The 11,320-nt window shown below is 60.3% G+C and carries 13 protein-coding genes; 5 read left to right on the top strand and 8 right to left on the bottom strand.

What is annotated here, in order from left to right; translation table 11 throughout:
- Window positions 1–174: 174 nt before the first annotated feature.
- Entirely contained in the window at window positions 175–405 is a 231-nt protein-coding gene (locus KW842_RS18465; protein WP_218305565.1) for a hypothetical protein, read from the bottom strand.
- Between the two features lie 116 nt (window positions 406–521).
- Here KW842_RS18465 and KW842_RS18460 point away from each other — a divergent pair, with 116 nt between their 5' ends.
- Both KW842_RS18460 and KW842_RS18455 read left to right on the top strand, forming a co-directional pair.
- On the top strand, window positions 522–1,352 hold the full coding sequence (locus tag KW842_RS18460) for a hypothetical protein (RefSeq protein WP_218305564.1): 831 nt from the start codon (window positions 522–524) through the stop codon (window positions 1,350–1,352).
- A gap of 9 nt (window positions 1,353–1,361) precedes the next feature.
- Window positions 1,362–1,802 carry a hypothetical protein gene (locus KW842_RS18455; RefSeq protein WP_218305563.1) on the top strand — a complete coding sequence of 147 codons (441 nt, stop codon included), beginning with the start codon at window positions 1,362–1,364 and terminating at the stop codon, window positions 1,800–1,802.
- Window position 1,803: 1 nt separating this feature from the next.
- Here the strand turns inward: KW842_RS18455 and epsC are convergent, their stop codons facing one another.
- Window positions 1,804–2,727, bottom strand: a complete 924-nt coding sequence (gene epsC / locus KW842_RS18450) for a serine O-acetyltransferase EpsC (protein WP_218305562.1) — start codon at window positions 2,725–2,727, stop codon at window positions 1,804–1,806.
- Between the two features lie 149 nt (window positions 2,728–2,876).
- Here epsC and KW842_RS18445 point away from each other — a divergent pair, with 149 nt between their 5' ends.
- On the top strand, window positions 2,877–4,061 hold the full coding sequence (locus KW842_RS18445; protein ID WP_218305561.1) for a multidrug effflux MFS transporter: 1,185 nt from the start codon (window positions 2,877–2,879) through the stop codon (window positions 4,059–4,061).
- Window position 4,062: 1 nt separating this feature from the next.
- Here KW842_RS18445 and KW842_RS18440 read toward each other — a convergent pair whose 3' ends face one another.
- The gene (locus tag KW842_RS18440; protein WP_218305560.1) at window positions 4,063–4,320 is read right to left on the bottom strand and encodes a hypothetical protein; all 258 of its coding nucleotides are present in this window, start codon (window positions 4,318–4,320) and stop codon (window positions 4,063–4,065) included.
- An 88-nt stretch (window positions 4,321–4,408) separates the two neighbouring features.
- Between KW842_RS18440 and KW842_RS18435 the strand changes: the two genes are divergently transcribed.
- Window positions 4,409–4,864, top strand: coding sequence for an Rrf2 family transcriptional regulator (locus tag KW842_RS18435; RefSeq protein ID WP_218305559.1), 456 nt, complete (start codon window positions 4,409–4,411; stop codon window positions 4,862–4,864).
- Here the strand turns inward: KW842_RS18435 and KW842_RS18430 are convergent.
- From KW842_RS18430 to KW842_RS18410, 5 genes are all read right to left on the bottom strand, one after another.
- Window positions 4,861–5,964, bottom strand: a complete 1,104-nt coding sequence (locus tag KW842_RS18430) for a dipeptidase (RefSeq protein ID WP_218305558.1) — start codon at window positions 5,962–5,964, stop codon at window positions 4,861–4,863. The genes KW842_RS18435 and KW842_RS18430 overlap by 4 nt on opposite strands.
- A gap of 11 nt (window positions 5,965–5,975) precedes the next feature.
- Entirely contained in the window at window positions 5,976–6,446 is a 471-nt protein-coding gene (locus KW842_RS18425; RefSeq protein WP_218305557.1) for a DUF6644 family protein, read from the bottom strand.
- 10 nt (window positions 6,447–6,456) lie between these two features.
- Window positions 6,457–6,945 carry a hypothetical protein gene (locus KW842_RS18420; protein WP_218305556.1) on the bottom strand — a complete coding sequence of 163 codons (489 nt, stop codon included), beginning with the start codon at window positions 6,943–6,945 and terminating at the stop codon, window positions 6,457–6,459.
- Between the two features lie 10 nt (window positions 6,946–6,955).
- Complete coding sequence (locus tag KW842_RS18415) at window positions 6,956–9,592, bottom strand: TonB-dependent siderophore receptor (RefSeq protein ID WP_218305555.1); 2,637 nt, start codon at window positions 9,590–9,592, stop codon at window positions 6,956–6,958.
- 125 nt (window positions 9,593–9,717) lie between these two features.
- Window positions 9,718–10,161, bottom strand: a complete 444-nt coding sequence (locus tag KW842_RS18410; protein WP_218305554.1) for a DUF6152 family protein — start codon at window positions 10,159–10,161, stop codon at window positions 9,718–9,720.
- A gap of 160 nt (window positions 10,162–10,321) precedes the next feature.
- Here KW842_RS18410 and KW842_RS18405 point away from each other — a divergent pair, with 160 nt between their 5' ends.
- The gene (locus KW842_RS18405; protein ID WP_218305553.1) at window positions 10,322–11,305 is read left to right on the top strand and encodes a hypothetical protein; all 984 of its coding nucleotides are present in this window, start codon (window positions 10,322–10,324) and stop codon (window positions 11,303–11,305) included.
- The last annotated feature ends 15 nt before the right edge of the window (window positions 11,306–11,320 follow it).

Here is an 11,320-nt window from a genome sequence, read left to right as displayed (position 1 = left end):
GAAACAGGCAGGGGTACCAATCTGACCCACGGGCTCAATGGCCCAAATTCCGATCGGCATCACCCTGCCTGGCCGCCTCTACCACTTTATCCGATGATGGGGCGGTATGCTCAATATACGAGTTCCGCCAAACGTACACGAACTCATGTACGTTTGGCGGAACTGACCCCGGATTTACTTCATGACGAGTTTTTGCAGGACTTCGTAGACGACCAGGGCAAGGAACAGGAACGGCAGGGCCTGCACGACGATGCCGGGGATTTCCGGCACGCTGACCACTTGCGCCAGCACCGTGTAGGCAATCGAGCAGAGGAAGGCCGACGCCAGTATCCAGTTTTTGCGGCCGATGAAGACGCCCACACACGTTACCGAACCCGCCAGGCTCAACATAGTCGCAGTTTGCATATCTGTGCTTCGAAAATAGTCAGTGGCACAAATTATACAAAATCGCATGCCGTGCTAGCCATTGTTAGCATTTGTAGTATTCTTTGCGACAATCTTCAATTGTTCGGAGGATGGCCATGCGATTGCTTGTCTTGTGCACTTTCGCCGCGCTGCTGGGCGGTTGCGTCAACCTGCAGGCGGTGCAGGAGTTCGGCCAGATTTCCTCCCTCAGCGCCGGTTACACGCGGCTCAGCGATGATTACGCGCGCAGTCCGCTGATCAATAAGACGTTTACGCTGGAAGCCGAGTCGCAGCAGCGTGCCCAGCTCGACGCCGAATACCAGCAGCGCCTGCCGCAAGCCGCGCGATTGCAGGTGTATCACAAGGTGGTGTCGCACTATATGGCCGCGCTGGGTGAACTGGCCGGCGATCAGATTCCCACCGGCGCCGAGGAAGTCGAAGGCCTGGTCGATGCCGCCGTCGAGGCACATCACCTGGATGCCGCCCGCGCCGCGCCGGCCAAAGCCATCGGCAAGCTGCTGGCCGACGCGGCACTCAACGGCTATCGGCATCGCGAGCTGAAAAAGCTGATCGCCGAGGGCAATGCGCCGATCCAGGCGGTGCTGGCAGCCCTTGTCCAGTCAATGCAGGCGTTTGATGCATCGCTGAAGATCGAGCGCGCCAGCGCCAACCGCTATTACCGCACGCTGCACGCGCTCGCCCGCGAGAACGGCCGCGAACCGGTGGCGGCCGAACAAGCCTGGGCCAGCCTGAATGCGGCCAACGCGCTGTTCGATGAACGCGAAAAGGCCATCCCGCTCTATATTGAATCGCTGAAGCGCATCGGCATCGCGCATCGGGCTTTGTACGATGGCCGCGACCAGCTCGATCACCAGCAATTGCTGGCCGACCTGAAGCGCTACACCAGGCAGATCCGCGCCGCCTACAACGCGGTCCGCGCAGACTAAGGAGCGCACATGAGCACCATCACCCTCACCGCCGATGACGCGCTGCAGCTGTCGGCGCAGTTCCGCAATGCGTCCACCGCGCTGGGCGATTATCTGTATGCGCCGGAAAACTGGCCCAACATTCCAGAGAAGGAGCGCGCCACGCTGCAATCGCTGGAGGTGACGCTGCTGAACGTGGCCAGCGACCTGGTCACGCGTGCGGTCGGTGTGATCATCGCCGAGGCCGAGCAAAGCGTGGCCGACCTGGTCGCCGTGACCAGCCAGGCCAGGGATGTGATCAAGAATATCGACAACATCACCCGCACCATCACCGTGGTGACGGCGCTGATCGGGCTGGCGGCAGTGATCCCGACCGGGAACGCCGGCGCCATCTTCGGCGCGCTGAAGAATCTGCAAAGCGCCGTCAAGGGCGAGCAGACCGCCAAGGCCAAGAAGGCCAAAGCCAAATAAACTAGTCGTTGCGCATCTGCGCCTGCGAAACATTGCTGGCCGGCGGTACACTCTGCGTCAGCCACACATTGCCGCCAATGGTGGAACCGGCGCCGATGGTGATGCGGCCCAAAATGGTCGCGCCGGCGTAGATCACCACGTCGTCTTCCACGATAGGATGGCGCGGCACGCCCTTGATCAAGATGCCCTGCTCATCCGCCGGGAAGCGCTTGGCACCCAGCGTCACATGCTGATACAGCCGCACGCGCTGGCCGATGATGGCGGTTTCGCCGATCACCACGCCGGTGCCGTGGTCGATGAAGAAGCTGGCACCGATCTGCGCGCCGGGGTGGATGTCGATGCCGGTCAGCGAATGGCCGATATCAGAAATCAGCCGCGCCAGGAACGGCGAGCCAAGCCGGTGCAGGCTGTGCGCCAGGCGGTAATACAGGATGGCGATGGTGCCCGGATAGCACAGCATGATCTCGGCCACCGAAGTGGCGGCAGGGTCGCCGGAAAACGCCGCCTGCACGTCCGACACCAGCAGTCCGCGTATCTCCGGCAGGCCGGCCGCAAACTGGCGCGTGATGTCCCGGGCCTGGCGGGTCAGCGCGTCCTCATCGGGTATCGCCTCTTCGGCGGAGAACTGCAAGCCGCGCCGCACCTGCTCGGCCAGGCGGTTGAGGGTGGTGTTGAGCGTGTCGCCGACGAAGAAATCGATGCTCTCGTCGGTCAGGTTGGGCCGGCCGTAATGGGTCGGGAACAGCGCCGCCTGCAGGCCGTTGACGATGGTGGTCAGCGCCTCGCGCGACGGCAGTTCGCGCACACGGCCATGGTGGCGGATATTGTGGGTGGCTTCGCGCGATACGCGCAGTTGCTCGATCACGCTGGCCAGGTTCCAGTGCGATGGCTTGACGGACGTGCCGTCAAAGGTATCTCTTGTCATAATGTCTCGAATTCAGAAAGCATGGGCGCATTTGCCCACTACGCAGCATAACCAGTCCAGCGCCGCACGCGAACGAAGGATTTCAGCCTTTCTTATACACCCGGCGCATATCGCGTAAAATGCCGGGTCCAACGAACAATACGCTATTCATGAACATTTTGCTGACGCTGCTGCTGGCAGGCCTCTCCATGGTCGGGCCACTGGCAATCGATACCTATCTGCCGTCCTTCCCGGCCATCGCCCACGCCTTCGACGCCAGTCCTATCGTGGTGCAGCAGACTTTGTCGATGTTCCTGTTCTGCTTTGCTTTCATGATGCTGTTCTACGGCACGCTGTCCGACTCGTTCGGCCGCCGTCCGGTCATCATCGTCTCGCTGATCGCCTATATCGCTGCGTCGGTGGTGGCGGCGATGGCGCCGTCAATCGGCGTGCTGCTGGCTTGCCGCATCGTGCAGGGCCTGGCCGCTGGCGCCGGTTCGGTGGTGGGACGCGCAATTGTGCTGGACCGTTTCGACGGCGTCGCTGCGCAGAAAATTCTGTCTCATATCATGATGGTGTTCGGCCTGGCGCCCGCCATCGCACCGGTGCTGGGCGGCTGGCTGCAAGTCGGCTTCGGCTGGCGCTCGGTGTTCTGGTTCCTCAGTGCCTTCGGCCTGCTGATGCTGGTAGCGGTGTATCGCGCGCTGCCGGAAAGCCTGCCGGTCAAAGACCGCCATCCCTTCCATCCGGGCGTGATCGCCAAAAACTACTGGAAAGTGCTGTGCCACCATCACTTCCTGCTGCTGGCGGTGGCGGTCGGCATGAGCTTTGCCGGCGTGGCGCTGTACATCGGCTCCGCCGCCTACTTTGTGATGAACATCCTGCACCTGCCGGAAACCGCGTTCGCATGGATGTTCGTGCCGCTGATCAGCGGCATGGTGATCGGCTCCGCGCTGTCGGGCAAGTTCGCGCACAAATTCTCACGCAAGGCGCAGGTATGGGCTGGCTTTGCGGTGATGATCAGCGCTGGCGTCATCAACGTCGCCTACAACGCCACCTTTACCGCCGCCGTGCCGTGGGCCGTGCTGCCGCTGTTTATTTATTCCTTCGGCCTGGCGCTGGCCATGACGCCGCTGTCGCTGATCGCGCTGGCCTACTTCCCGAACAACAGCGGGCTGGCCTCGTCGATGCAGTCCTTCATCCAGATGCTGCTGTTCGCGCTGGTGTCAGGCCTGGTTGCGCCGCTGCTGTTCGACAGCGCGCTGAAACTGGCGTGGGGCGTGCTGGCCAGCCTGGTGATCAGCGTGATCGCCTGGATGCTGGCCCTGATCGGCAAGCCGGTGGTGCACGACTAAATCAAGGCCAGGGCGCGGGATTCAGGTCCACGTACTGCGCCCCGCCCTGCTCCGGCTCCGGTTCGTTTTCCAGCCGTGCGCGGCCTGGCGTCTGGGCAGGATTGCGCAGTCCCAGTATCTCCTTGCGCGATTCGACGAAATCCGTGCTCGATAGCGGATTGTCCTTATCGGGCCAGTTTTCCACCGCCCAGGCCTGCAATTGCTCAAAACGCTGCCACAATTCGCTGATGAACTGACGGCGTGCATCCTCGTTATCCATAGTGCCTCCTTCTGTCTCCCGACAGTATGCGAACGGCTATCTCAAGCGTCCGTGCGCAAGATCACGCACAAGCATGTAAAATAGATGCATGCGTCTTACTTCATTTACAGATTACTCACTGCGCACGCTGCTCTACCTGGCAGCCAACCGTGATCGCCTGGTCACCATCCAGGACATCGCCGACCTGCATGTGATATCGAAAAACCATCTGATGAAGGTGGTGTATCAGCTCGGCCTTTCCGGACTGGTGGAGACGGTGCGCGGCCGCAATGGCGGCCTGCGGCTGGGCAAAGAGCCCAAGGACATCAATATCGGTGAGCTGGTGCGCGCCACCGAGACCGATTTTTTCATGGCCGAGTGCTTCGACAAAGCGGTGGACACCTGCCCGCTGACCAACGACTGCAAGCTAAAACACACGCTGAACGACGCCACCCGCGCCTTTCTGGCAGTGCTGGACCAGCAAACGCTGGCCGACATGCTGCCGCCGGACCCGGTGCACAATCAGACCAAGCCGATACGCATCATCCGCAGATCGGTCAGTTAATGCTTGGTGGCGCGCCGTTGCGCCTCGCCCAGCACGCGCAGGAAATTGCCGCCCCATAGTTTGGCGATGTCGCGCTCGGAATAGCCGCGCCGCAGCAGCTCGACGGTGACGTTTTGCGCCTCTCCCTCATTTTGCCATCCCTCCACGCCACCGCCGTGGTTGAAGTCCGACGCGATGCCAACGTGGTCGATGCCGATGCGCTTGCTGGCATACGCAATCGCCTCCACGAATTGCGCCACGGTGGCCGGGGCGGCTTTCGCCCCCTCCGGCGCCTTGCGCAGATAGTTACTGAAGGCGACCACCTGCACCACACCGCCGTTCTGCCTGATCAGGTCCAGCTCCTCGTCGCTGAGATTGCGTGGCGCATCCACGATGGCTTTCAGCCCGGAGTGGCTCGCCACCACCGGCGCCTTGCTGAGCTTCAGCACCTGCTTGAGCCCGGGCGTTGTCAGCTGCGACACGTCAATCAGGATGCCGAGTTGATTCAGCCGCGCCACGCCCTGCTTGCCAAGATCCGACAGTCCGCCGTGTTCGTCGGGCGTATCGTTGAGGGTCTTGCTCGGACGGGATGAGTCGGACCAGGCATTGTTTCCCGCATGGGCGTAGCCCAGCACCCGTACACCACGCTGATGCCAGGCGTCGATTTGCGCCAGATCGTCGCCAAGTGGATAAGCATTGAGTACGCTGATCAATACCGCAAACTTTCCTTGCGCCGCGATCCCTTGCACGTCTTGCGGCGTATAGGCCAGTGCCGCCTTGTCGGGATTATCCTCGGCAAACGCCTTGATCAATTTGTATTTGCGCTCGGCGTCTTGCTGCGCCTTGGCATAGCCCTCGGCAGTCCGTGGGCCTTGCGGGACGAAAACTGCCAGCGTAGCCCCTTTCAGCTGGCCGCGCGACACTTTGGGAAGATCGATCTGGGTATTGCCATCCGCAGCCGCGCCTGGATAGTCGAACGGCAGGTCCACATGGCTGTCAAATGCGATGATACGCTGATGAATTTGCAGGGCCTGTTCCAGCAGCTTTTCATCCGCCGCACCAGCACGGCCAGCAAGCAGGAGCAAGCCAGCCATCAGGCCGCACAGAATTTTCTTGTTCATAGCATGGTTCCTTAAATTAGGCCAATCAAACGGCCAGCGATAATCGCCGCCAACCATGTCAGTACCGTGAACGCGGCAACCGTCCGCGCCGGCGCTGCGCCACTTTTCGCGCCGTGCAGCAGCCAACCCTGCGCCACCGTAATGACGATCAGCAGCACCAGTTTTGTTTTAAACGCCGGGTTCGACCAGAATTTCAATACATCGGCAATGAATAGCCACAGGCCACTCAGCAAGACAAGGCTGAACGCGGCCAGCATATACGGCTGTAGATAGTTGGCGATATTCGCGGCCGGACTCGCGCGCAAGCCCATGCCGGCCAGGCGTAAATTCAATATCAGCGAGGTGCCGAAGGCCAGCGCGAGACTCAGCAGGTGCAGGCTCATGACGCCTGCAAAAATCCAGGGATCGGCTTCGTTGAACGCATGGGCGACCGAAGTTTGCGCCAGCCATTCGATGACAGCTGGATGCGTGGGGACGGACATCGTTGATTCCTCAAATATAAAAAGCGATCAGACGGCCAGCGACCAGCGTTGCTGTCCACAGCAGCAGTGAGGAAGCCCCGGCAAATCTGGCTTGCCACGGCAGTGCCGGCGCACTGCTCCACTGTGCATGGCGGGAAAAGTTGTAGTGCCAATAGCCGATGTTCAGCGCGGCCAGTACCAGCAACAGCGCTTTGGCTTGCAGCACCGGGTTCTCCCATATCCGCCCCGCTTGCGGTAAAAACAATCCTATACCACTGGGAATGGTGAGCAAGGCGCCGATGATGGTGATCGGCAGTACCTGCTTTTGCAGGATATCCAGCCCGACCTCGGGGAACGCGAAGCCGAGCAAACGCAAATCCACTACGGCGATGCTGCCTGCCAGCAGCAGCACGCCTACCACATGAATCACATCCAGCGCGTTGAACAGGTTCAGTGACTCGCCGATGATCTGGCTGACGGGCAGCGCCGCCAGCCCGTCAAAAAAAGCGCCAACAGACATTGCGCTCTCCTTAGAACTTGTAATTCAGCGTAGCGGCATATTGCGTGCCGAGATCCGCACCCAGTGGGCCGCTGGTGTCGAAGGCATATTGATACTGGGCCTTGGACGCATTGGTGCGCGATATCTGCGGCACACGGCGCGCGCGTTCGTTGAACAGATTGAATGCGGAGAATTTCGCATCAAAACCGTGTCCCAGATTCCATCCCAGCGTCAGGTCGGTCGTCCACAGTTTGCCAGCGTTCCATTCGCCGGTGGTCGGCAGACCTGCTGCCGCGTTGTCGGCGTTGGTCCAGAAGCGGCGCACTTTGCCGATGCGGGTTTCCCGCACATTGGCCGAGAAACCGCCATTTTTATACGTCACATCGAATATCTGTTTATCCCTGGGCGCGAGATACAGCGTGTTCTGCTGGATGGTGAGCGACAAGGTGGAGATGTTCGGCAGTCCTTGCAGCTTGGCCGGAATGCCGGAAATTCGCGTGAAGGCGCTGGTGTTGAAATTCGCGGCCAGATTCCATTTCCACGTCGCCGCGCCAGCACGGTGCTTGCCGTCGACTGTCACATCAAGGCCACGGCTGCGCACGTCGCCGACATCGGTGAAGTAATGCGCTGTCAGCCCATTGCCTTGCTGCGGGATGGCCAGCCCTGCCGAGGTGAAGTAACCCTGCAGAATTGCCAGCTGGGCCGGATTCAATACCGCGCCGCTCGCGTCGCGGAACAGACCGTCGGCATTGGTGCGATCCAGGCCAACGTTCGCGGAGGTGCCAAGCGTGTGCTCCACTTCCGTCTGATAAAAGTCCAGCGCGTAGTTGATTTGCGAGGTGAAGGCGCCAGTGAGGCCCAAGGTGTAGCCTTTGGCTTTCTCAGGCGCCAGCGGCACCGCGCCAAGCGCCAGGCCAGCCGCCGAATCCGGCCTTACCAGCGACGAGATCAAGCCATTCGGGCGGCCGGATGTATTGCTATACGAGACGGTTTGCAGTGCCGGCGCATGGAAACCATTGCTCGCTGTGCCACGCACGGCAAACGCCGGGCTGAGGTCATAGCGCGTCGACAGCTTGCCGATCAAGCCGCTGCTGCCAAAGTCGGAGTAATGCTCGCCACGTACACCGCCGTCCAGGAACCAGGCCTGGGTGATATTGGCGCCTGCGCCGAAGTAGGCGGAATAGCTATGGCGGCTGGTATCGGATGCATCGCGCGGTAAATAACCGGGCAGCGATTGCGAACCGCCGCTACCGCCACCGCCATCGCCAGGGATCACGCCCAGATAGGCATTCTGCTCACCGGGCTTGAGCTGGTTACGCTCTCGGGTATATTCAACACCGGCAGATAGATTCAGCGGCTTGGCGGTCCAGCCGGTGTCCACGCTGCGGGTCAGGTCGAGCGTATTGCTCCACAGCGAATACGCGTTCTGGCCGATGTAGAAATCGGTTTGTCCGGCCGACGCCGGCAGCGCGTAGTTGGCGGAATCCACCGTGTACACATCGACCTTGTCCTTGCCGTAGTTGGTGCTCAAGTCCCAGTTCCAGCCAGCGAGGACGCCGCGAAGACCAGCCACCAGCTGAACCTGACGATCAGTCGTGGACTCCTGCGGCGTGAAGCCGTCGGGATAAAAGCCGTACCAGCCATTGCTGCGTGCCAGCGTGTTGCTGTAGATGGAGAACGGGCTGCGGAAATTCTGCGCCGAATACGCGCGCCGGTCGGCATAGGTGCCAAAGCTGTACACCGTCAATTCGCTGCCCAGATCGTACTCGCCATTGAAGCCTGCGCTGCCGGTTCTGACATCCAGTTTTTGTCCGCTGTTCTTCCACGGCGCGTTATCGCGCGTAGCTTCCTTGGGGTTGGGCGTGGTCCCGGCGGGCAGCGAATTGTTCGCGCCCAGCGTGGTGGACAGCGCCCCGTCGGAGCGGATCGCCGGATAGTACAAATAGCCGCGATTCAGTGGCGAGCTGCGTATCGCCGGCTTCTGTCTGTTCAATTGTGCAAACAGATCGACGAAGCCGCGATCGCCGAGCGCCAGGCCCTTATCAATCGCAATGCTGGCGTTCTCGCCGCCGCCCTTGAAGGTAGAGCCGCCTTTGACACTGAGGTTGCCGCCTTGCGCGCTGTGTTTCAGTATCACGTTGACCGTACCGGCAATCGCTGACGAGCCGTATAGGGCCGATGCGCCGTCACGCAGTACTTCGACGTGGTCCACCGCACTGGTTGGTATCAGCCCCAGGTCCACTGCGGCCGAGCCGGAGAAGCCGCCTTCGCTGACGATGGCGGTAGTGTTGCGGCGTTTTCCGTTGATCAGCACCAGCGTGTACGCCGGCGACAGATTGCGCTGTTGTACGCCAAGCACAATACTACCCAGGTCAGGCTGCGGCGATTGTCCTGGCAGATTAAACGATGGCACCAGCGCCACCAGCGCGCCGAGCAGATTATCCGAGCCGCTGTTGGCCAGATCTTCCTGCGTGAGCAGGTCGATGGGCGACGCACTATTCTCAACGGTACGCCCGCTCACGCGCGACCCTGTCACCACCACCACACCGCTATCTTCTCCGCTGCCGCCTGTATCCGCAGCGTGCGCGGGAGCGACCAGTGTCAGCGAAACTGCCAGCGCGATTGCAGTGAGCGGCAGGTTGTGGTGTTTGCTTTCAGTAGGACTCATCTCGGCGCTTTCATTTTTAAATTAACGAAAGCTCAATTTGCCATGCAGCGCACACCACTGTCGAAGAATAAAACCTCACACCGATATGAGGCCCGGCAGCGTAAGCTAATTACAATAATGACGCATCAAGTGCCAGGTGCTTTCTGTGCGTCGGCCGGCCTGGCGTCGCCGGGACCGCCATCGCCTTCGGTTCCGCCGTTGATCACGCGGCCATCAGGTAAAGTCACCACGCGGCCATCGATCAGGCGCACGCCGGACTTCTTGACCAGATAGCCGTCGACAATCAGCGTATCGCCAATATTGATGTCGCCTTTCTTGAAGCCGCGACGCGACAATGCGCCAGGGCCCGCGCCCTCCACCGCCCAGTTGTGCGTGACACCCTTGCTATCGACCACATCGAGGTGGAAATAGCTGTGCGGGTTAGTCCATTCAATTTTGGTCAGCGTCCCTTTCAGGCGTATCGGTTTGTTGGCATCGAACAGCGCCGCGAACGAGTGGTGCGCGTATGCCAGCGGCCCGATCGAACAGACCGCCAGCACCAGCACTGCGCGGAAAAAAACTTTCTTCATACTTATCTCCAATAGCGAACAAGGTGCAGGCAGCTTACCTGCAAATATGCCACCATCCAAACGCGCACTTAAGATATGGATATGCAATAAGCTTATTGGACGGTGGTGCAGCTTGCTGGCAAATTGTGCTTTCCATAAATCACCCATCCAAGAGAACCCAATGCCTTTCCGAATCAATCCGCTGCATATGGCGGTTGGCTTGGCTCTATCTGCGGCAGCCTTGACGGCCGATGCGCAATACCGCGACGAAGCCAAGCCCGATAGCATCACCAAACAATCAGAAAAAATCTGGCTCGGCACTGAATACACCGGCAAGCATGTGAGTACGCCGCGTGACGCCAAGGGCAAACCTGTTCTCAATGGCTATTGGAAGCTGCTGCACGAAGCCGACAAACCCGATGGCAATCTGGCCAAGGACCTGCCTGGTTTCCGGTTGCCGTACACCGACGCCGGCAAGGCCGCATTGGCCGCCAATACCAAAGTCATCGACCCGGAAGCGCGTTGCATCATCACCGGCTTACCGCGCGCCTTTACTGCCGTGCTGCCGTTTGAAATACAACACAATGGCGTGCGCTTCGCCACCTTCCATCAACTGGGCTGGCATCGTCTGGCATGGCTGGACGGCCGCAAGCCTGCGAACGATCCCGATCCGCGCTACAGCGGCAATGGCATCGGCAAGTGGGAAGGCGATACGCTGGTAATCCGCTCGCATGCGTTCAAGGACAGCAGCGATGGCCGGGTGTGGGCCGACGATAACGCCAACCCGATCAGCAGCGAAGCGGTAGTGATCGAGCGCTGGACACGCCCCGATCATCACCACCTGAACCTGGAATTGACCTTGACCGATCCAAAGTACTACAGCAAGCCGATCAAGTATGCGCGCAAGTTCGTACTGGCGCCGGAAGGTGAAACGCTGAAGGAGATTTCCTGCGAATGGAACACCTACTGGATCACCACGCAGCTGGAGCCGGGACCCGGCAAGATCAGCGCCGATGGCAATCGCTACTTCGGACCAGACAAGCAAATCGTTCCTGACTGGCCTTTGGGTAATGTGGAGAATGACGGCCGCGCCACCGGCTATTGGCTGTATCGGAAGAACAAACCGAAACCTTCCGACCTGCCACCTCAGCCGGAGGCCAAGTGAACAGCATGAATACGG

Origin of the sequence: Duganella sp. sic0402 (assembly GCF_019219065.1) — a bacterium.
Lineage (GTDB): Bacteria > Pseudomonadota > Gammaproteobacteria > Burkholderiales > Burkholderiaceae_D > Rugamonas.
The sequence above is the reverse complement of the archived record's forward strand: the minus strand, read 5'-3'. Positions and strand labels throughout refer to the sequence as shown.

What these genes read in the sequence shown, in the direction of transcription:
- KW842_RS18415 (WP_218305555.1), bottom strand. Translation starts at nt 9,592, where the DNA reads ATGAGTCCTACTGAAAGCAAACACCACAACCTGCCGCTCACTGCAATC.
- KW842_RS18440 (WP_218305560.1), bottom strand. Translation starts at nt 4,320, where the DNA reads ATGGATAACGAGGATGCACGCCGTCAGTTCATCAGCGAATTGTGGCAG.
- KW842_RS18430 (WP_218305558.1), bottom strand. Translation starts at nt 5,964, where the DNA reads ATGAACAAGAAAATTCTGTGCGGCCTGATGGCTGGCTTGCTCCTGCTT.
- KW842_RS18420 (WP_218305556.1), bottom strand. Translation starts at nt 6,945, where the DNA reads ATGTCTGTTGGCGCTTTTTTTGACGGGCTGGCGGCGCTGCCCGTCAGC.
- KW842_RS18445 (WP_218305561.1), top strand. Translation starts at nt 2,877, where the DNA reads ATGAACATTTTGCTGACGCTGCTGCTGGCAGGCCTCTCCATGGTCGGG.
- epsC (WP_218305562.1), bottom strand. Translation starts at nt 2,727, where the DNA reads ATGACAAGAGATACCTTTGACGGCACGTCCGTCAAGCCATCGCACTGG.
- KW842_RS18425 (WP_218305557.1), bottom strand. Translation starts at nt 6,446, where the DNA reads ATGTCCGTCCCCACGCATCCAGCTGTCATCGAATGGCTGGCGCAAACT.
- KW842_RS18460 (WP_218305564.1), top strand. Translation starts at nt 522, where the DNA reads ATGCGATTGCTTGTCTTGTGCACTTTCGCCGCGCTGCTGGGCGGTTGC.
- KW842_RS18465 (WP_218305565.1), bottom strand. Translation starts at nt 405, where the DNA reads ATGCAAACTGCGACTATGTTGAGCCTGGCGGGTTCGGTAACGTGTGTG.
- KW842_RS18405 (WP_218305553.1), top strand. Translation starts at nt 10,322, where the DNA reads ATGCCTTTCCGAATCAATCCGCTGCATATGGCGGTTGGCTTGGCTCTA.
- KW842_RS18410 (WP_218305554.1), bottom strand. Translation starts at nt 10,161, where the DNA reads ATGAAGAAAGTTTTTTTCCGCGCAGTGCTGGTGCTGGCGGTCTGTTCG.
- KW842_RS18435 (WP_218305559.1), top strand. Translation starts at nt 4,409, where the DNA reads ATGCGTCTTACTTCATTTACAGATTACTCACTGCGCACGCTGCTCTAC.
- KW842_RS18455 (WP_218305563.1), top strand. Translation starts at nt 1,362, where the DNA reads ATGAGCACCATCACCCTCACCGCCGATGACGCGCTGCAGCTGTCGGCG.